Raw genomic sequence first — 17,796 nt, forward strand, 5'->3', positions numbered from 1 at the left:
GGCCGGCCGGCCCCGCGTGCGGTGGGTGCGCCGACCGGTCCGGGTGATACCCGGACCGCCGTTGTTTCAATCCGGGCTAGACATCGGGATCGTCGTGCTGACCGCCGTAGGGGCCGGGGCCCGCCAGGTCGCCGGAGGCCCTCGCGGGCTCGTCCTCGGAGGTGTTCTCCTCGTCGGGCTCCTCGACGCTCTCGTCGGCGGGGCGGTCGTCGGGTCGGCTCATCGGCTGGTCTCCCGGTCGCGTGCGTTCTGACGGATTCCTGTACGCCCATACCCGGGGCCGGCTCGGGCAAACCGCGTGATCGGCGCCGTGGGCTTCACCCGGATCGGGTGATCCCGGCCCGGCGCACCCGGTCATACCGTGAACGCAGTCGCCGAATCGGCGATGTCTCGACTACATCCCCGAGGTGGGCCATGTCGTTCTGGGAAGTGTTGTGGCTGATCGTGGTGAGCTTCGCGTTCATCGCCTACCTGTTGGTCCTGTTCCACATCATCGCCGACCTCTTCCGTGACCGGGAGACCTCCGGCTGGGTCAAGGCGGTGTGGATCGTCTTCCTCTTCCTGCTCCCGCTGCTCACCTCGCTGGTGTACGTGATCGTGCGCGGTAAGGGCATGCAGGAACGGGCGATGGCGCAGGCGCAGGAGTGGCAGTCCGAGCAGCAGACCTACATCCGGGAGACGGCGGGCACCAGCCCGGCCGCGCAGATCGCCGACGCCAAGCGGCTGCTGGCCGAGGGCGCGATCACCGAGCAGGAATTCGAGCTGTTGAAGGCCAAGGCCCTGGCGTGAGCCGGACCGGTCGTGATCCCGAGGGCCGGCACGCGGCCGCCGCGCCCGCGCAAAAGCGGTCGCTGCTCGCGCGGGTGTCGCTGAACCAGTGGCTCGCGCTCGTGCTGACCGTGCTGGCGCTGCTGTTCATCTTCGCCAATCGCGCCACCGTCGAGATCGAATTCCTACTGGTCACCGTGCACTCGCCGCTGTGGCTGATCCTGTTGCTGGTCTTCGCGATCGGCTGGCTGGCCGGCCTGCTCACCTCCCGCCGCCGCCCACGCTGAACAGCTGATCCCTCTGTCGGGCGCACGTCCGACGACACCCGCCGCGGGATCGGCGGGTGGATCGAATCGAGCCGATCACCACGATGTGTTGCAATGGCACCCGTTGTGTCGCTCGAAGGGGGCATCGGATGTCGGACAGAGCCATCGAGTCGGAAACCAGTTGTGAGGCCGTCGTCGCGGCGGCGGACTACCCGGTCTTCGTCGTCACTACGCAAGACGGTGCGGAGAAGGCGGGTTGCCTGGTCGGCTTCACCACCCAGATCAGCATCGACCCGCTGCGGTTCCTGATCGGCGTGTCGAAGAAGAACCACACCTTCGGTATCGCGATGCGCGCGAAAAGGCTTGCGGTGCACCTGCTTCGGCCGGAGGACAAGGCGCTGGCCGCGCTGTTCGGCGGCCGGACCGAGGACACGATCGACAAATTCGCCCGGTGCGCATGGCAGCCGGGGCCGGACGGCGTGCCGATCCTGACGGCGGCGGCCGGGTGGTTCAGTGGACCCGTGATCGAGCGCCACGACTTCGGCGATCACATGGGGATGCTGCTCGCGCCGGACAGCGGCGCCGATCCCGCGAGCGAGGCCGACGTGCTGCGGTTCTCGATGGTCGCCGATCTGCGGCCCGGGCACGAGGCGTAGCGGCCTGCGCCTGTTCAGGTGACCGGCGTCGTGGGCGCCGGGATGGGCGGTCCGGCGGCGCCGCGTTTGCGGCGCCGATGGCTGGTGTCGCACAGCGGGTAGTTCTTCGAGCGGCGACACAGGCAGACGGCCACCAGGAAGCGATCGCAGTGGATGGTCCGCCCGTCGGCGGTGACCAGGTCGATCGGCCCCTCGACGAGGGCCGGGCCGTCGGCGGTGAAGGTCATCCGCTTGCGGTCAGCGTCGGATGCGGTCACCGCGGATCACCACCAGGTCTTCGGTATCGGTCGTGGGTTCGATGCGACGGGTCGCCGACAGCCAGGCCGACCGCGATCGCAGGACCGGGCCGAACGGGACGGTCGCGCGGGCGACCACCGCGGTCTTGAGGCCGTGCTCGCGCAGTGCGTCGATGGTCCGCCCGGGGTCCGACAGTTCCGAGTGCACGATCAGAGCGGTGCCGCACGGCGCGAGCGCGGAGGGCACCAGCTCGCAGAGCCGATCCAGCACCGCGCGCCCGTCCGTGCCCGCGTCCCAGGCGCGCGCGGCGCCGACGGGGGTGTCGTGCGGGGCGGGAACGTAGGGCGGATTGGCGACCACCAGGTCGTAGGGGCGGCGGCCGAAGACCGAGGCGAAGTCGCCGCAGTGCACTTCGGCGAAGACGCCCCGCAGATGCAGGTTCACCCAGGCCGCGGCCGCGGCCCGGCGCGAGATGTCGACGGCGGTGACCGTCGCCGCGCCGATCCGCGCGGCGGCGATCGCCAGTGCGCCGGTACCGGTGAAGACGTCCAGCGCGTGCGCTCCGCGCGGAATCCCGGCCTCGGCCAGGGCGTGGGCGAGCAGCCAGGTGTCGGCCTGTGGTGGATAGACCCCCGGGGGACGCAGCAGAGCTCGCCGTGGGATACGCAGCGGGTTGTGCAGCGGGTTATGCATCGATCGCTCCTTCACGCAAGGAACTGCGACCGGCTCGCCACGCCTCGAGGACATGATCGGCGAAGCGGTCCTCCAGGAAGTTCGTGACCTGGATGCCGAAGGTCACCGCGGCACGCAGTTCGGGTTCCCTGGCGAGCAGATCCCCGATGACTCCGGCGCGCATGACTTGTTCGTGGACGGCGTCGGCCTCGACATGTTCGGCGAAGAAACGCACGCACGCCGGGTCGGCGTCGAACTTGCGCAGGATCTCGACCATCCGCTGGGATCCCGGCGGCGAGGTGATCTCGACGGTCGCGAAATGCCCGACCAGTGCGCCGCGGTGCACCCGGTGCAGGCCGAACAGCGACATCATGTTGACCAGGGCCAGCATCGGCGCGCCGACGTCGTCCAGGTAGTGCAGATAGCCCGGATCCAGGCCCGCCCCCGCGAGCAGGTCCGCGTACAACTGCGCGTGCACGCGGTCGCCGCGGCCACCGCCGAACTCGTCGAACTCGACCGCCACCAGCGAGGCCTTGGCCTGACCGCGCAATCGCGGAATGGCCCAGGCATAGGGGTCGGCTTCTTTGAGGTGGTAGATCGATCGGTGCACGAAGTACTCGCGGACCTGCCACCACTGCCCTTCGCCGAGCAGAAAGGCGCCGGTCCCCGACGATTCGTCGGGCACCACGAGCAGCGCTTCCAGCTCGTCGTCGAGCTCGTCGCCGCCGGGGACGGCCGCGCGCAGGGCGTCGAGGAACACCCGCTCCATCTCGGCGCGCAGCCCGAGCAGGCCCGGATCCCACTCCCACCCCGGATCGACGTCGGGGAACCCCTGATAGTGCAGTTCGTAGCAGGTGTGCAGGGCGAGCTGCAGGTCGTCGCCGAAGGGGTCGTCGATGGATCCCAGGGCCGGGGGCGGCGATCCGGGGGAGCGGCCGAGCAGACCGACAACAGCATCCGAGAGCGGGCCTCGCGCGGCGGGGCGCGTCGGCGACGATGCGACGGCGTTGGTCATCGGGGATCCCCCTGCCCAAGAAATTGATCAAGCAAACTGCTCGGGCTATACCCGCGGTCCGGTCCCCGAAACGGACGAAGGCCCTGGAAGACCGCTCAGAGAATCGGGCGCCCGCCGGTGACGGCGATCCGCGCGCCGGAGATATGGCTACCGTCGTCGGAGGCGAGCAGCACGTAGGCCGGGGCGAGCTCCGCGGGCTGGCCGGCTCGGCCGAGCGGCACGTCGTCACCGAATCCGGAGACTTTCTCCGGGGGCATGGTGGAAGGAACGAGGTGGTGTCCTCCTGCGACGTTTTCTCTCGTGCTACCCGGGTCCCGTGTGCTCAACCAGGAGGACCGAAAAGGCGCGGTGATCATCGCCACGACGGAAGAATGGCCGGATTTCGTTGCGGCGGTGTGCCTTCGGGTATGGCCTGCAGAAGAGAAGAACTCGGTTCGACGACGAGGAGATGATCGGATGAACGCCTCCACCACTCGAACGGTGAGCGCTCGGATCGCCCGGCACGAAGAGGTGGCCGAATGCTTCGGCACGCGACGCTCGGGCTTCGCCGTCATGGCGCTCTGGATCACGCTCGTCGTCGCCGCGAGCCTGGCGCTCGCCGTCCTGTAGGGCGACCGCCGGGCCGGACCGGCTGTGACGAGGATTTCCGCGCGGCCGGGTTTGCCGGGTTCGAAACGGTCAAGACCGGAGATACGGCGGAATAGTTCGAAGGAGATGCGCTATGTCAGATCTCGGAGCGGCCAACGACCCCAACCGAGCCACTATCCACGAGGGCGACGGAGGCTTCCCGGACCATTCACGTACTATCCGCAGCCACGCGGGCGAGGGAATCGAAGACGGCTACAACGTCCCTGGCATCGTCCTGTTCGTGCTCGGCATCGTCGCGCTCGGCCTGACGCTCACCGCGGCCGCCTACGGATTCGCCGGATGGGTGATCATCGGCGCCATCGTGTGCGCGATCGGCCTGCTGGGCGGGGCGGCCTGGATCCTGCTCGAGCATCGCCGGGTCAAGGCGAAGGAAGGGCTCTCGCTGACCGATCAGGCGGGCCACTGATCGCTGCGCCCACGAGTCGAGAGCGGGTCCGTTCGGGCGCTGCGCCGGTCGCTGATCGGTCAGCGAGCCGCGCCTGCCGGGCCCGCGAGCCCGGACAGCAGGATGTCCAGCCCTCGCTCCAGTTCGGCCGCCCCGTCGTAGGCGGCCAGGGCCGGAGCAAGGCCGCGCAACAGCGGGAACTCGCCGATCGGCAGCCGGTACAGGCCCAGGCGCAGCACCTCGTCGGTTTCCTCCGGCCGTTCGACGACCTCCTGCAACTCGTTGAGCACATGGCCGTAGAGGAATCCGAAGACGGTGCGGTAGATGTGCAGCGCGTCGACTCCGGAGAATCCCGCGCGCGTCAGCAGCGCGAGAATGTCTTCCAGTGGCCGCACCACCGCGTGCGGGCGCAGTCCGAGCGGAGTCGCCAACGGCCGGGTCACCAACAGCGGCACGGCATTCGGATGGTCGAGCGCCAGCTGCCGGAAATCCCGCGCGACCGACCTGAGTTGCCCGGCCCAGTCCCGGTCCGACGGGTCCACCCGCAGGCGCGCGAAGATGATCTCGGCGACGCCGTCGAGCACCGCCGCTTTGTTCGGCAGGTGGCGGTAGATCACCATCGGGTCCCGCCCTACCGCCTCGGCCAGGCGCCGCATGGACAGACCGTCGATGCCGTCCCGGTCGATGATGGCCAATGCCGCCGACAGCACCCCATCCCTGGTCACCGGGGGCTCGCCCCGTCGATTCTCGCCCGTACGCCGGCTGCTCCGCTCGGCGGGCATCTTTCCCACGGTGACTCCTGACCTCGGCGCGACCTACGCTCTCCAACGTAGGTCTACAACGTTGACATACCGATCCCGGTGACGTCTACTGGAACGACAAGGAAGGTAGTGACACCGTGACCGCAACGAGCCCCGTCCCCAGACACTTCGAGACGCGTGAGGAATCGGTCCGCCCTGTCGCGCAGCCTTTCCGCGCCCCCACCCGCACTCCCCGGGTCCTGCTGGCCGATCCCGCGGATTCGCTCGGCCTGGTCGACGGCGCGTGGTGGCCGCGCACCGACAATCTCACCTCCGAACTCCACGACCTGGTCAGCGCGGTGACTCCGCAACTGGGACCCATCGCCAGGGTTGCCTTCGACTGGAACGTCTTCAGCGCCGATCAACGCCGCATCGACCGTGAGGACGGTATCGAGGTCACCGGTCCCGACATCGACCAGTCCTCCGATGTCATCCGACTGTCCGGACGCCAGGGGGCGCAGCTCGACCTGCTCGTCATCCCCGCGGACACTCCACCGGTACGCGCCGACCAGCACATGCGGGAATTGCTCGGCACGGCGCCGAATATCCCGTGGACCGCCGCGGATTGACCTGTCCGCCGTGGCGAGCGCCGGCTGATTGCACCGGATCGAACCGGGTAGTGCCTGGGTGCGTCGACCGGTCGGGCAACTGCCCGGCCGGCGACCGCGTGCCAGGAAACCCCCGGTAGAGAGGTGTGACGATGTCGAAGATGCCGCCCGGAGTCCCTTCCTCGGAACCGGCCCAGCCGACCGAGCCGACCGAACCTCGGGAGCCCTTGGCGCCGAAACCCGATCAGCGTGCGCCGGCGCCGGTGACCCCGACCGGAGCGGTCGTCGAGCAGCCCGAAGGGGCCGACGCGCAACAGGGCGCGTTCCTCACCACGGCGCAGGGCGCGCGGATCGCCGATACGGATCATTCCCTCAAGGCCGGGCCGCGCGGGCCGGTCCTGCTGCAGGACCATCACCTGCGCGAGAAGATCACCCATTTCGATCACGAGCGGATCCCGGAACGGGTCGTGCACGCGCGCGGCGCCGCGGCGCACGGCGTATTCGTCGCCAACGGCGCGGCCGAGAGCATTTCGTGCGCGTCGGTATTCCAGAAAGGCAAGCAGACACCGGTATTCGTGCGGTTCTCCACCGTGCTCGGCTCGCGTGGCTCGGCGGACACCGTCCGCGACACCCGTGGCTTCGCCACCAAGTTCTACACCGACGACGGGGTGTGGGATCTGGTCGGCAACAACATTCCGGTGTTCTTCATCCAGGACGGCATCAAGTTCCCCGACGTCATCCATGCCGCCAAACCCCATCCGGATCGCGAGATCCCGCAGGCCCAGAGCGCTCACGACACTTTCTGGGATTTCGTCTCGCTGCACACCGAGGCCACCGCGCACACCCTGTGGAACATGTCCGATCGCGGGATCCCGCGCTCCTACCGGATGATGGAAGGCTTCGGCGTCCACACCTTCAGGTTCGTCAACGCCGACGGCAAAACCGTTCTGGTGAAACTGCATTGGAAGCCCAAGCTCGGCGTGCACTCGATGCTGTGGGAAGAGGCGCAGATCGCCGCGGGCGTCGATCCGGACTTCCATCGCCGGGACCTGGCCGATGCCATCGAAGCGGGCGCCTATCCGGAATGGGATCTCGGCGTCCAGGTGTTTCCCGACAACGAGGACCAGATGTTCGAGGGGATCGATCTGCTCGACCCCACGAAGTTCGTGCCGGAGGAACTCGCGCCCGTCCAGATCATCGGCACGATGACACTGAACGCGAATCCCACGAACTTCTTCGCCCAGACCGAGCAGGTCGCCTTCCATCCCGGTCATGTGGTGCGCGGTATCGATTTCACCAACGACCCGCTCCTGCAGGGACGGCTGTTCTCCTACCTCGACACCCAGATCTCCCGGCTCGGCGGCCCGAATTTCGCGCAGTTGCCGATCAACCGGCCGCACACAGAAATCAACGACATGTTCCGCGACGGCATGCATCAGACCGCGGTGCACGCCGGCGCGGCGCCGTACCGCCCGAACAGTCTCGACGGCGGCTGCCCGTTCACCGCGCGACCCGGCGAGGAACTGATCGAATTCCCCGCCCCGGTCGAGGGCGCCAAGGTGCGAGAAGCGCCCGCGAGTTTCGACGATCATTTCAGCGGCGCGCGCCTGTTCTACGCCAGCCTCACCCCGATCGAACAGCAGCACGTGGCCGACGCCTATAGTTTCGAACTCGGCAAGTGCTACGAGAAGTCGATCAAACAGCGCACAGTGAACGTCCTGCGCAATATCGACGAACAACTCGCGCAGACCGTCGCCGGTAATCTCGGCCTTTCCGTCGAGGGCGATGCCCCGGCCGGTGGCGAGGTCACCACCTCCGAGGCGCTGCCGCAGATCCGCGGCAGCTGGCCCGCCGACGGGCGGATCATCGGCATCGTCGCCGACGACGACACCGACGCCGAGGATCTGGCGGCGACGATCGAGAAGGCCTTCGACGGCTCGATGACTCCGCTGGTCATCGCCGCACACGGCGGCGAACTCGGCTCCGGGAAGCACGCTGTCCCGATCTCGCGCACGCTCGACACCGCGCGCTCCATCGAATTCGACGCCCTGCTCGTCGCCGCGACCCTGCCGGACCCGAAACTCACGGTTCTCCTGCAGGAGGCGCACCGTCACCTCAAGGTCGTCGCCTACACCCCGGCGGGTGAGGCGGCGCTGCGCACGGCCGGAATCGCGGACGGATTCGACGGCATCGAGACCGCTTCCAGCATCGAATCCGCGTTCGCGCTGATCGCCGAGGCGCTGCCCCGACACCGGGTGTGGTCGCGGGCCGCTCAACTGGCCTCCTGAGCCGGTGCTCGACGCGGGGTCGACGAGAGCTCGTCGGCCCGGCCTGCCGCTTGCCGCCGTCGGACGCCGCCGCGGGATGTCGTGATCCGGCTCGCACGGCGGCGTCTGATTGGGATCCGCGAGGCCGGGTAGGCCTCTGTTGTCAGGGTCCTAACTATCTAGGAGGACAGATGCCAGAACACACCAGCGGTATCAGCGAAGGCGTGGAAGGCGTCGTCGAGGACGTCAAGGGCAAGGCCAAGGAAGCCGCGGGCGCGGTGACCGGCAAGCACGATCTCGCCGAGGAAGGCCGCGCTCAGCAGCAGAAGGCCGAGTCGCAGCGCGAGGCCGCGGAGAAGGAAGCCGCAGCCGAGAAGGCGCGCGCGAAGGCCGATGTCGACGAGGCACGCCAGTCTTCGCACCAGGACAACTGACCCGGTCACCGGCTGGATTCAGGCGGGCCGCCGACAGATCTGTCGGCGGCCCGCTGTCCCTGCCCATACCGGGCCGACCCAGGAGGAATCATGGTTTCCCGAGACGTGATCGCCCAGCTCCATCAGGACATCACCACCGCCGAGAACGCGGGCGACCGGGCCACCGCCGACCGCCTGCGCGAGGAGCTGGCCCGCGCCGAGCAGGCCCACGACGCCGAGCCGTCGACCGACCCGCGCGCGGCGGAGAAACAGGCCGCCCAGGATCGCCGGCCCGCCCACGATCTCGGCCCCGGCAGCGCCGAGGTGGATCAGAGCAGCATCGGCGAGGCCCCCGGCGTGGTCCAGGAACCGCCGGACTGATCGTTCCCCCGCCCGCGCCGGCCCCGGCAGCACCATCGCGCCGGACCCGGCTGCACCCGACAATGCCCCGCCACCATCGGTGGCGGGGCATTCGTCTGCCCGCCGGGCGCCGTCCGCCCACCGGGCGCGTTGGCGGTGTGCTGGAGCAGTCGCGGGATCGACCGAGGGTCCACGGGCGGGCCGTGACTCTCGACAACGGCCTCGCGGAGCGCTTCCCCGAGTACGCCGCCGCTCGATCCCTGTGAGCCCGTGTCCGGTGTCCTGTGTCGCACCTATGAGGGCGATGCGACACAGGACGTCCAGGTCAGAGGCGGTACTCGCGGAGCAGGCCCTTGCTGATGATCGTTTTCTGGATCTCGCTGGTGCCTTCCCCGATGAGCAGGAAGGGGGCCTCGCGCATGAGGCGTTCGATCTCGGCTTCCTTGGAGTAGCCGAAGCCGCCGTGGATGCGGAAGGCCTCCTGGGTGACCTCGGCGCAGTACTCGCTGGCGATGAGCTTGGCCATGCCCGCGACGACGTCGTTGCGTTCGCCGGAATCCTTGGCGCGGGCGGCGTTGACCATCATCAGGTGCGCGGCTTCGACCTTGGTGGCCATTTCGGCGAGTTTGAAGGCGATGGCCTGGTGTTCGACGATCGGCTTACCGAAGGTGGAACGTTGCTGGGCGTAGCCGATGGCCAGTTCGAAGGCGCGGATGGCGATGCCGCAGGCGCGGGCGGCGACATTGACGCGGCCGACCTCGATGCCGTCCATCATGTGCGAGAAGCCCTTGCCGGGCTCGCCGCCGAGGATCGAGTCGGCGCCGATGCGGAAGCCGTCGAAGAGGGCCTCGGTGGTGTCGACGCCCTTGTAGCCCATCTTGTCGATCTTGCCGGGAATGGTGAGGCCGGGCAGGACCTCGCCGGTGCCCTCGGGCTTGTCGATCAGGAAGGTGGTGAGGTTCTTGTGCGGCTTGTCGGCATTGTGCGACCCGGCGCCGAGATCGGTTCTCACCAGCACAGCGGTGAGGTTGGAGGTGGAGCCGTTGGTCAGCCACATCTTGGCGCCGTCGATGGTGTAGCCGTCGGCGGTGCGGGTGGCGCGGGTCTTGATGGCGGCCACGTCGGAACCGAGGTCGGGTTCGGACATGGAGAACGAGCCGCGGATCTCGCCGGTGGCCATCTTCGGCAGGTAGTGCGCCTTCTGGGCGTCGGTGCCGTGCCGGGCGATCATGTGCGCGACGATGAAATGGGTGTTGATCACGCCGGACACGCTCATCCAGCCGCGGGCGATCTCCTCGACCACCAGCGCGTAGGTGAGCAGGGATTCGCCGAGGCCGCCGTACTCCTCGGGGATGGTGATGCCGAAAAGCCCGATCTCCTTCATGCGCTCGACGATGTCGGCGGGATAGGTGTCGGAATGTTCGAGTTTCTGCGCGTTCGGGATGATCTCGCGATCGACGAACGCGCGCACGGTGGCCAGGATGTCGGTCTGGACCTCGGTGAGCCCGGCGGTGCGGGCGAGCCTGGTCACGCGGAGACCTTCTCGAAGATGGCGGCCAGACCCTGACCGCCGCCGATGCACATCGTGACCAGGCCGTAGCGGGCGTCGCGGCGCTGCATCTCCCTGGTCATGGTGGCGATCATCCTGGTGCCGGTGGCGCCGACCGGATGGCCCAGTGAGATGCCGGAGCCGCGCACATTGAGGCGCTCGAAATCACTTGTGCTGAAACCCCATTCGCGGGTGCAAGCGAGCACCTGGGCGGCGAAGGCCTCGTTGAGCTCGATCAGGTCGATGTCGGCGAGCTTCAGGTTGGCGCGGTCGAGCGCGGCCTGGGTGGCCGGGACCGGACCGATGCCCATGATCTTGGGCTCGACGCCCGCCACGCCCCAGGACACCAGCCGCGCGATCGGGCGCAGGCCCAGTTCGTCGGCGCGTTCGGGATGGGTGACCACGCACAGGGCGGCGGCGTCGTTCTGGCCGCTCGAATTGCCGGCTGTGACCGTGGCTTCCGGGTCCTTCGCGGCGAGCACCGGCTTCAGCGTCGCCAGTTTCTCCAGCGTGGAGTCGGCGCGCGGGTGCTCGTCGGTGTCGACGACGGTCTCCCCGCGCCGCGAGCGCACCGTGACGGGAATGATCTCCTCGGCGAACACCCCGGAGGTCTGGGCCTCGACCGCGCGCCGATGCGAGGTGACGGCCAGCTCGTCCTGCTCGGCGCGGCCGATGTTGTAGTCGCGACGCAGGTTCTCGGCGGTCTCGAGCATGCCGCCGGGCACCGGGTAGTCACGACCGCCCGCGGTGACCCGGCCGCGGGCCAGGCCGTCGTGCAGGCTCACGGCCGGGCCCTTCACACCGAACCGCATGTCGGTGGCGTAGAAGACGACATTGCTCATGCTCTCCACGCCGCCGGCCACGATCACGTCGTTGACGCCGGTGGCGATCTGCATGCCCGCCTGCAACACCGCCTGCAGGCCCGAGCCGCAGCGGCGGTCGACCTGCATGCCGGGCACGGTCACCGGCAGGCCCGCGTTGAGCACCACCACGCGGCCGATGGCGGGGGCCTCGCTGTTGGGGTAGCAGTTGCCGAGGATGACGTCCTCGACCGCGCGCGGGGCCAGGCCGGTGCGCTGGAGCAGGCCGCGCAGCACGGTCTCGCCGAGGTCGGCGGCCGACAGGCTCGCCAGGGAGCCGCCGAAGCGGCCGATCGGGCTGCGAACCGGTTCGCAGATCACCACGTCACGCATCACATGAACCTTCCGCCGGTGACTTCCAGAACCGCACCGGTCATGTAGGAGGACAGATCCGAGGCCAGGAACAGCACCACGTTCGCGACCTCGTCGGGCTCGCCCGCCCGGCCGAGCGGAATCTCGGCCATCTTCTGGTCCCACACCTTCTGCGGCATGGCCTCGGTCATGGCGGTGCGGATCAGGCCCGGCTGCACGGCGTTGACGCGCACATTCTTGAACGCGACCTCCTTGGCGGCGGCCTTGGTCAGGCCGACGATGCCCGCCTTGGCGGCCGAGTAGTTGGTCTGGCCGGGCAGGCCGATCTTGCCCGAGAGCGAGGAGATGTTGACGATGGCGCCGCCGCCGTGCTCGCGCATCCGGTCGGCGGCCGCGCGGGTGCCGTTCCAGGTGCCCTTGAGGTGGACGCCGATGACGGCGTCGAAATCGTCCTCGGTCATCTTGCGCATGGTGGCGTCGCGGGTCAGGCCCGCGTTGTTGACGAACACGCCGAGCGGGCCGAACCGCTCGGCGGTCTCGATCAGCGTGCGGACCTGCCCGGCGTCGCGGACATCGCAGTGCGAGTAGGCGGCCACCGTTTCGCCGCCGAGTTCGGCGACGGCCGCCGCGCCCGCTTCGTCGTTGATGTCGCCGATGGCCACCTTGGCGCCCTCGGCGACGAAGCGGCGTGCGATGTGCAGCCCGATTCCCTGGGCCGCGCCGGTGACCACGGCCACCCGACCCTCCAGCAAGCCCATATCAGCTCCGATCCGTTCGTGTGTGTGAGCCCGTGTCGCCACGGCCCCTGTCAGTCGTGCCGCGCGTGCGGCTCGCACCGTGCGCGGCGATTCCGCTGCTCGTAGCGTGCGTGGCGATTCCGCCGGGGATCACTGCACGACTCCGTCCGCGCGCAGGCGCTCGATCTCTTCCCGGCCTACGCCCAACTCCGCCAGCACCGCGTCGGTCTGCTCGCCCAGCGCGGGCACCGCGTCCATGCGCATCTCCACATCGGAGAACGTCATGGGCGGCAGCACCGCGCGGATCGGCCCGGCGGAGGTGCCGACCTCGCGCCAGCGATCGCGCTCGGCGAGCTGCGGGTGCGCGATCAGGCCCCTCATGTCGTTGAGCTGGGCGGCCGGGATGCCGAATTGCGCCAGCAGCTCATCGAGTTCGCGGGTGCCGAAGCGGCGGGTCTGTTCGGCCACGGCCGCGTCGACTTCGGCGCGGTGGCGGACCCGGTCGATATTGGTGACGAAGCGCGGGTCGTCGGCCAGGCCCGGAACGCCGAACACCTCGGTCACCAGCACACGCCAGCCGCGATCGTTCTGCACGCCGATGAGGATCTGGCCGTCGGCGGTGGGGTAGGCGTCGTAGGGGGCGATCGAGGCGTGCGACAGGCCCATGCGCTGGACCTGTTTGTCCTGGTACATCTGCATGTACATGGAGTGGCCGAGCCATTCGACGGTGGCGTCGAACATGGCGATCTCGATGGTGGCGCCCTTCCCGGTGCGCTCGCGGCGGAACAGCGCGGCCTGGATGGAAGACAGCGCGTAGAGGCCCGAGGCGATATCCGCCGAAGGGACACCGGTTTTGGTGGCGGTCTCGGGGGTGCCGGTGATCGAGCACAGGCCGGTCTCGGCCTGGATGAGCATGTCGTAGGCCTTGCGGTCGCGGTACGGGCCGTCGGTGCCGTAGCCGCTCATATTGACCACGATCAGGCCGGGCTGCTCGCCGCGCAGTTCGTCGGCGCCGAAGCCCAAGCGCGCGGCGGCGCCGGGGGCGAGATTCTGGATGAACACGTCGGCGCGGGAAATCAACTCCCGCAACAGCTTCCGTCCGCGCTCGTTCTTGAGGTCGAGGGCGACCGACTCCTTGCCGCGGTTGAGCCAGACGAAGTGCGAGGCCAGGCCGTGCACGGCGGCGTCGTAGTTGCGGGCGAAATCACCTTCGCCGACCCGTTCCACCTTGATCACCCTGGCGCCGTAATCGGCCAGGTGGCGGCTGGCCATCGGGGCGGCGACGGCCTGTTCGAGGCTGACCACGGTCACCCCTGCCAGCGGCAGGTCGCCGGAATCCGGGTTCTCGATGTCAGCGCTGCCCACCGGTCGCCTCCCGCTTGGCCTGCTTCACCAGCTGACCGCCGATGATCAGCCGCTGGATCTCGCTGGTGCCCTCGTAGAGCCGCAGCAGCCGCACGTCGCGGTAGATGCGCTCGACCGCGACATCGCGCATGTAGCCGGTGCCGCCGTGGATCTGCACCGCGAGATCGGCCACCTGCCCGACCATTTCGGTGCAGTACAGCTTGGCTGCCGATGGGCCGACCCGGCGGTCCTCACCGGAGACGTAGCGGGCGGCGACATCGCGCACCAGCGCGCGCCCGGCGAGCACGCCGGTGTACTGGTCGGCGATCATGGCCTGGACCAGCTGGAAGTCACCGATCGCGGTGCCGCCCTGGGTAGCGGTGGCCGCGTGGGCGACGGATTCGTCGAGGGCACGCTGGGCGGCGCCGACCGCGAGCGCGGCGATGTGCACCCGGCCGCGGGTCAGCGACACCATCGCGGCCCGGTAGCCGACGTCCTCGCTGCCCCCGACCAGCGCCGAATTCGGCACGCGCACACCGGAGAACCGCACGTCGGAGGTCCAGGCGCCCTCCTGGCCCATCTTGCGGTCCTTGACGCCGACCTCGAGGCCGGGAGTGTCGGCGGGAACGAGGAAGACCGCGATGCCCGGCCCGTCGGCGTCGGCGGCGCGGGTGCGGGCGAACACCACGAACAGATCGGCCGAGGGCGCGTTGGTGATGAAGCGCTTCTCGCCGTCGATCACCCAATCCGCGTTCGCGCCACCACTGCCGTCGCGAACGGCTCTGGTGCGCAGCCCGGCCGGATTGGAGCCCGCGCCCGGCTCGGTGAGGGCGAAGGAGGCCACCACCTCGCCGGAGGCGATGCGCTCGAGCCAGGTCTGCTTCTGCTCCTCGGTGCCGTAGTTCACCAGCACCTGTCCGGCGATGCCGTTGTTGGTGCCGAACATCGAGCGGAATGCCAGGGTGGTGTAGCCGAACTCCATCGCCAGCTCCACGTCCTGGGCGAGGTTCAGCCCGAGGCCGCCCCACTCCTGCGGGATCGCGTAGCCGAACAACCCCATGTCGGCGGCGGCGCGGCGGATGTCGTCGGGGATGCGGTCGGTGTCGGCGATCTCCTGTTCGCGCGGCACCACCACCTCGCGGACGAAGGTCCTGGTCTGGGCCAGGATGTCGGCGAAGTCCTGGTCGGACACCTGTGACACCAGGGCGGCCGGGTCGGCAGCCATCGAATGCTCCTCTGCTGGAAAAGGTTCGCCGTCAGCGCGGGTTACGGATCAATTTCTTGTTGGCGAACTCGGCGATGCCGTAGTGCGCGAGCTCGCGGCCGACGCCGGAACGCTTCACGCCGCCGAAGGGCAGATCCGGCGCCGAGCGGCTGGTGCCGTTGATCCACACCATGCCGGTCTCCAGCCGGTCGGCGACCTCGGCCGCCAGCTGCTCGTCGGCGGCGAAGACCGCCGCAGCCAAGCCGTAGGGCGAGTCGTTGGCCAGCTCCACGGCCGCGTCCACCGAGGGCACCCGGTAGACCACCGCGACCGGACCGAACAGCTCCTCCCGGTAGGCGCGCATGTCCGGGGTGACGTCGGTGAGGACGGTCGCCTCGTAGTACGCGCCCGGCCCGTCGACGCGCCGCCCGCCGGTGGCCACGGTCGCCCCCTGCGCGATCGCTTCGTCCACCTGGCGGGCGAGATCGTCGAGCGCGCGCTGCGAGGACAGCGGGCCGAACGTCGTGTCCGGGTCGGTCGGGTCACCGGGTTCCTGGTCGCGCATGGCGGCGACGAAGGCGTCGAGGAACTTGTCGTAGATCTCGTCGAGCACGATGAAGCGCTTGGAGGCCGTGCACGCCTGACCCGCATTGCCCATCCGGTTGCCCACCGCGGCGGCCACGGTCTGCTCCAGATCGGCGTCGTCGAGCACCAGGAACGGATCGGAGCCGCCCAGTTCGAGCACGTACTTCTTGAGGTGTCTGCCCGCGACCTCGGCGACCGCCGCGCCCGCGCGCTCGGAACCGGTCAGCGAGACGCCCTGCACCCGGGGGTCGGCGATGATCCTGGCGACCTGCTCGTTGCTCGCGAACAGGTTCAGATACACCGCCTCCGGCGCACCGGCCTCGGCGAACACCTCGGCGATCGCCAGCGCGGACTGCGGGCAGATCTGGGCGTGCTTGAGCAGAATCGTGTTGCCCAGCACCAGGTTCGGCGCGGCGAAGCGGGCCACCTGGTAGTAGGGGTAGTTCCACGGCATGACGCCCAGCAGCGGGCCGATCGGCTCGGTACGCACCACGGCGGTTCCGGTGCCGGCGATGGTCAGCGGTTCGTCGGCCAGAAAGGCCTCGGCATTGTCGGCGTAGTACTCGTAGATGGCGGCGCTGAGCGCGACCTCGCCCTTCGCCTGGCTGATCGGCTTGCCCATCTCGAGGGTCAGCAGAGCGGCCAGCCGGTCGGAGTCGGCGCGGTAGCCCGCGGCGACCCGGCGCAGCAGGTCCGCGCGCTCGGTGCGGGGGACGCGCCGCCAGTCGTCATAGGCGGCTTTCGAGGCGGCGACGGCGGTGTCGATCTCGGCGTCGGTCGCCTCGGGGAAACGGGCGAGTATCTCGCCGGTAGCGGGGTTGGTGGTGGCGTATTCGCTCATAGCTTGGCCCTCTTCTCGATGGCGTGCTGCTGGTCGGCCTGGTTCACGGCGCCGGCGATCCGGCCGGTCCTCCCAAGTGTCCGCCGTCGACCAGTGCGTCGATCTCCTCCTGCCCGGCGCCGAGCAGGTCGCGCACCACCTCCACGCCGTCGGCGCCGAGCGCGGGCGCGGGGCCGGTCGACAGGTGCTCGCCGTCGAACGCGGCGGGCAGACCGGCGGCCAGGTAGGTGCCGATGCGCGGCTGGTCCAGCGGGCTGAACAGCGGATTGTCGGCGAGTTCGCCGCCGGCGACGATCTCGGCGAAGCCGCGGTAGCGGTCGAACAGCACCGAGGTCCCCGAGAGCGCGGCCTCGACCTCGGCGGCGGTGTGCTCGGCGAACCAGGTGGCGAAGAGCGCGTCGAGCAGTTCGCGATAGCGGTAGCGGTCGGCGTCCCGGGAGAAGTCCGCGCCGAGCGAGTTCTCCAGCGCCGCGACCACCTCGCCGCGGCCGGTGACCTGCACCAGATCGCGCATGTGCCGGGGCGTCAGCGCCACGATCATGAAGCGCGCGCCGTCGGCGGTCCGGAAGTCCTTGCCGTAGGTGCCGTAGACGGCGTTGCCGGTCGCCTCGCGTTCGACGCCGTTGATCTGCACCTCGGTCAGGTAGCTGAGGTGCCCCGCGACGGCGAGCGCGACATCCGACAGCGGCAGGTCGACGGCCGAGCCCTGCCCGGTCGACTCGCGCCTGCGGACCGCCGCCGTGACGGCCAGCGCCGCGTAGAGGCCGCAGGCCACATCCCAGGCGGGCAGCACGTGATTGGCCGGTCCGTCGTGGGTGCGGGCGCCGGTGATCAGCGGGAACCCGGTGGCGGCGTTGACGGTGTAGTCCACCGCCGCGCTGCCGTCGCGCTTGCCGAGGATCTGCACGGTGATGACATCCGGGCGCAGCGCGCTCAGGGCCTCGTGGCTCATCCAGCCGCGGCCGCCCGCGTTGGTGACCAGAATGCCGCCGCCCTCGCCCGGTGCGGTGATCAGCCGCTGCACCAGCTCCCGGCCTTCCTGACTGCGCAGATCGCAGGTGACCGAACGCTTTCCGCGATTGAGCCCGGCCCAGTAGATGGACTCGCCCGACTCGGTGACCGGCCAGCGGTTCCGGTCACCCGCGCCGCCGATGGGGTCGACGCGGATGACCTCCGCGCCGAGTTGGGACAGCGTCAGGCCGCACAGCGGGGAGGCGACGAAACTGGACACCTCGACCACGCGCAGCCCGGACAGGGGGCGCCGGCCGCTCGTGCTGTCACCGGACATGGACGAACCTCCCTGACCGCTCATGCTGTATTGATTCGGCC

General features: G+C 69.4%; 21 protein-coding genes and 1 pseudogene. 9 read left to right on the forward strand and 13 right to left on the reverse strand.

What is annotated here, in order from left to right:
• Nucleotides 1–76: 76 nt before the first annotated feature.
• The gene (locus tag ON26_RS33075) at nucleotides 77–223 is read right to left on the reverse strand and encodes a hypothetical protein (RefSeq protein ID WP_157171752.1); all 147 of its coding nucleotides are present in this window, start codon (nucleotides 221–223) and stop codon (nucleotides 77–79) included.
• A 191-nt stretch (nucleotides 224–414) separates the two neighbouring features.
• Between ON26_RS33075 and ON26_RS01490 the strand changes: the two genes are divergently transcribed.
• The 3 genes from ON26_RS01490 to ON26_RS01500 all read left to right on the forward strand — a co-directional run bounded on the left by ON26_RS01490 (nucleotide 415) and on the right by ON26_RS01500 (nucleotide 1,690).
• Nucleotides 415–789 carry an SHOCT domain-containing protein gene (locus ON26_RS01490; RefSeq protein ID WP_040794106.1) on the forward strand — a complete coding sequence of 125 codons (375 nt, stop codon included), beginning with the start codon at nucleotides 415–417 and terminating at the stop codon, nucleotides 787–789.
• Nucleotides 786–1,055, forward strand: coding sequence for a LapA family protein (locus ON26_RS01495; protein WP_245545682.1), 270 nt, complete (start codon nucleotides 786–788; stop codon nucleotides 1,053–1,055). Before ON26_RS01490 ends, ON26_RS01495 begins: the two co-directional genes overlap by 4 nt.
• A 128-nt stretch (nucleotides 1,056–1,183) precedes the next feature.
• On the forward strand, nucleotides 1,184–1,690 hold the full coding sequence (locus ON26_RS01500; RefSeq protein WP_040794107.1) for a flavin reductase family protein: 507 nt from the start codon (nucleotides 1,184–1,186) through the stop codon (nucleotides 1,688–1,690).
• A gap of 14 nt (nucleotides 1,691–1,704) precedes the next feature.
• Here the strand turns inward: ON26_RS01500 and ON26_RS01505 are convergent, their stop codons facing one another.
• From ON26_RS01505 to ON26_RS32015, 4 genes and pseudogenes are all read right to left on the reverse strand, one after another.
• The gene (locus tag ON26_RS01505) at nucleotides 1,705–1,947 is read right to left on the reverse strand and encodes a CDGSH iron-sulfur domain-containing protein (protein WP_444543698.1); all 243 of its coding nucleotides are present in this window, start codon (nucleotides 1,945–1,947) and stop codon (nucleotides 1,705–1,707) included.
• Nucleotides 1,928–2,620 carry a HemK2/MTQ2 family protein methyltransferase gene (locus ON26_RS01510; protein ID WP_051026495.1) on the reverse strand — a complete coding sequence of 231 codons (693 nt, stop codon included), beginning with the start codon at nucleotides 2,618–2,620 and terminating at the stop codon, nucleotides 1,928–1,930. The genes ON26_RS01505 and ON26_RS01510 overlap by 20 nt, the downstream gene beginning before the upstream one ends.
• Entirely contained in the window at nucleotides 2,613–3,614 is a 1,002-nt protein-coding gene (locus ON26_RS01515; RefSeq protein ID WP_040794108.1) for an iron-containing redox enzyme family protein, read from the reverse strand. Before ON26_RS01515 ends, ON26_RS01510 begins: the two co-directional genes overlap by 8 nt.
• A 95-nt stretch (nucleotides 3,615–3,709) precedes the next feature.
• Nucleotides 3,710–3,886: pseudogene (locus ON26_RS32015) on the reverse strand (SDR family oxidoreductase); the annotation flags it as partial.
• A gap of 46 nt (nucleotides 3,887–3,932) precedes the next feature.
• Here ON26_RS32015 and ON26_RS33805 point away from each other — a divergent pair.
• Nucleotides 3,933–4,223: a hypothetical protein gene (locus tag ON26_RS33805; protein ID WP_169333672.1), complete on the forward strand. Its 291-nt coding sequence runs from the start codon at nucleotides 3,933–3,935 to the stop codon at nucleotides 4,221–4,223.
• Between the two features lie 112 nt (nucleotides 4,224–4,335).
• Nucleotides 4,336–4,668: a hypothetical protein gene (locus ON26_RS01520; protein ID WP_245545683.1), complete on the forward strand. Its 333-nt coding sequence runs from the start codon at nucleotides 4,336–4,338 to the stop codon at nucleotides 4,666–4,668.
• A 59-nt stretch (nucleotides 4,669–4,727) separates the two neighbouring features.
• Here the strand turns inward: ON26_RS01520 and ON26_RS01525 are convergent, their stop codons facing one another.
• On the reverse strand, nucleotides 4,728–5,438 hold the full coding sequence (locus ON26_RS01525) for a TetR/AcrR family transcriptional regulator C-terminal domain-containing protein (protein WP_373280916.1): 711 nt from the start codon (nucleotides 5,436–5,438) through the stop codon (nucleotides 4,728–4,730).
• A 107-nt stretch (nucleotides 5,439–5,545) separates the two neighbouring features.
• On the opposite strand from ON26_RS01525, the gene ON26_RS01530 reads away from it, so the two are divergent.
• The 4 genes from ON26_RS01530 to ON26_RS01545 all read left to right on the forward strand — a co-directional run bounded on the left by ON26_RS01530 (nucleotide 5,546) and on the right by ON26_RS01545 (nucleotide 9,056).
• Nucleotides 5,546–6,016: a DUF5994 family protein gene (locus ON26_RS01530; protein ID WP_051026496.1), complete on the forward strand. Its 471-nt coding sequence runs from the start codon at nucleotides 5,546–5,548 to the stop codon at nucleotides 6,014–6,016.
• A gap of 131 nt (nucleotides 6,017–6,147) precedes the next feature.
• On the forward strand, nucleotides 6,148–8,283 hold the full coding sequence (locus ON26_RS01535; RefSeq protein ID WP_040794129.1) for a catalase: 2,136 nt from the start codon (nucleotides 6,148–6,150) through the stop codon (nucleotides 8,281–8,283).
• A gap of 170 nt (nucleotides 8,284–8,453) precedes the next feature.
• Nucleotides 8,454–8,696, forward strand: coding sequence for a microaggregate-binding protein 1 (gene mbp1, locus ON26_RS01540; protein ID WP_040794110.1), 243 nt, complete (start codon nucleotides 8,454–8,456; stop codon nucleotides 8,694–8,696).
• Nucleotides 8,697–8,786: 90 nt separating this feature from the next.
• Nucleotides 8,787–9,056, forward strand: a complete 270-nt coding sequence (locus ON26_RS01545; RefSeq protein ID WP_157171754.1) for a hypothetical protein — start codon at nucleotides 8,787–8,789, stop codon at nucleotides 9,054–9,056.
• A gap of 304 nt (nucleotides 9,057–9,360) precedes the next feature.
• Here ON26_RS01545 and ON26_RS01550 read toward each other — a convergent pair whose 3' ends face one another.
• From ON26_RS01550 to ON26_RS01580, 7 genes are all read right to left on the reverse strand, one after another.
• The gene (locus ON26_RS01550) at nucleotides 9,361–10,566 is read right to left on the reverse strand and encodes an acyl-CoA dehydrogenase family protein (RefSeq protein ID WP_040794112.1); all 1,206 of its coding nucleotides are present in this window, start codon (nucleotides 10,564–10,566) and stop codon (nucleotides 9,361–9,363) included.
• Nucleotides 10,563–11,777: an acetyl-CoA C-acetyltransferase gene (locus ON26_RS01555; RefSeq protein ID WP_040794130.1), complete on the reverse strand. Its 1,215-nt coding sequence runs from the start codon at nucleotides 11,775–11,777 to the stop codon at nucleotides 10,563–10,565. Before ON26_RS01555 ends, ON26_RS01550 begins: the two co-directional genes overlap by 4 nt.
• Nucleotides 11,777–12,514, reverse strand: coding sequence for a 3-oxoacyl-ACP reductase FabG (gene fabG / locus ON26_RS01560; RefSeq protein WP_040794113.1), 738 nt, complete (start codon nucleotides 12,512–12,514; stop codon nucleotides 11,777–11,779). The genes ON26_RS01555 and fabG overlap by 1 nt, the downstream gene beginning before the upstream one ends.
• 129 nt (nucleotides 12,515–12,643) lie before the next feature.
• The gene (locus tag ON26_RS01565; RefSeq protein WP_051026498.1) at nucleotides 12,644–13,858 is read right to left on the reverse strand and encodes a CaiB/BaiF CoA transferase family protein; all 1,215 of its coding nucleotides are present in this window, start codon (nucleotides 13,856–13,858) and stop codon (nucleotides 12,644–12,646) included.
• The gene (locus ON26_RS01570) at nucleotides 13,845–15,062 is read right to left on the reverse strand and encodes an acyl-CoA dehydrogenase family protein (RefSeq protein ID WP_040794114.1); all 1,218 of its coding nucleotides are present in this window, start codon (nucleotides 15,060–15,062) and stop codon (nucleotides 13,845–13,847) included. Before ON26_RS01570 ends, ON26_RS01565 begins: the two co-directional genes overlap by 14 nt.
• Before the next feature lie 31 nt (nucleotides 15,063–15,093).
• Nucleotides 15,094–16,467, reverse strand: a complete 1,374-nt coding sequence (locus tag ON26_RS01575) for an NAD-dependent succinate-semialdehyde dehydrogenase (protein WP_040794115.1) — start codon at nucleotides 16,465–16,467, stop codon at nucleotides 15,094–15,096.
• 43 nt (nucleotides 16,468–16,510) lie between these two features.
• On the reverse strand, nucleotides 16,511–17,755 hold the full coding sequence (locus ON26_RS01580; protein WP_040794116.1) for a CoA transferase: 1,245 nt from the start codon (nucleotides 17,753–17,755) through the stop codon (nucleotides 16,511–16,513).
• Nucleotides 17,756–17,796: the final 41 nt, after the last annotated feature.

The sequence above is a fragment of the Nocardia higoensis NBRC 100133 genome, from assembly GCF_000308595.1.
Lineage (GTDB): Bacteria > Actinomycetota > Actinomycetes > Mycobacteriales > Mycobacteriaceae > Nocardia > Nocardia higoensis.

Coding starts and splice junctions, on each gene's coding strand:
- ON26_RS33075 (WP_157171752.1), bottom strand. CDS start 223: ATGAGCCGACCCGACGACCGCCCCGCCGACGAGAGCGTCGAGGAGCCC.
- ON26_RS01490 (WP_040794106.1), top strand. CDS start 415: ATGTCGTTCTGGGAAGTGTTGTGGCTGATCGTGGTGAGCTTCGCGTTC.
- ON26_RS01500 (WP_040794107.1), top strand. CDS start 1,184: ATGTCGGACAGAGCCATCGAGTCGGAAACCAGTTGTGAGGCCGTCGTC.
- ON26_RS01510 (WP_051026495.1), bottom strand. CDS start 2,620: ATGCATAACCCGCTGCACAACCCGCTGCGTATCCCACGGCGAGCTCTG.
- ON26_RS01515 (WP_040794108.1), bottom strand. CDS start 3,614: ATGACCAACGCCGTCGCATCGTCGCCGACGCGCCCCGCCGCGCGAGGC.
- ON26_RS01520 (WP_245545683.1), top strand. CDS start 4,336: ATGTCAGATCTCGGAGCGGCCAACGACCCCAACCGAGCCACTATCCAC.
- ON26_RS01535 (WP_040794129.1), top strand. CDS start 6,148: ATGTCGAAGATGCCGCCCGGAGTCCCTTCCTCGGAACCGGCCCAGCCG.
- mbp1 (WP_040794110.1), top strand. CDS start 8,454: ATGCCAGAACACACCAGCGGTATCAGCGAAGGCGTGGAAGGCGTCGTC.
- ON26_RS01545 (WP_157171754.1), top strand. CDS start 8,787: ATGGTTTCCCGAGACGTGATCGCCCAGCTCCATCAGGACATCACCACC.
- ON26_RS01555 (WP_040794130.1), bottom strand. CDS start 11,777: ATGCGTGACGTGGTGATCTGCGAACCGGTTCGCAGCCCGATCGGCCGC.
- fabG (WP_040794113.1), bottom strand. CDS start 12,514: ATGGGCTTGCTGGAGGGTCGGGTGGCCGTGGTCACCGGCGCGGCCCAG.
- ON26_RS01570 (WP_040794114.1), bottom strand. CDS start 15,062: ATGGCTGCCGACCCGGCCGCCCTGGTGTCACAGGTGTCCGACCAGGAC.
- ON26_RS01575 (WP_040794115.1), bottom strand. CDS start 16,467: ATGAGCGAATACGCCACCACCAACCCCGCTACCGGCGAGATACTCGCC.
- ON26_RS01580 (WP_040794116.1), bottom strand. CDS start 17,755: ATGTCCGGTGACAGCACGAGCGGCCGGCGCCCCCTGTCCGGGCTGCGC.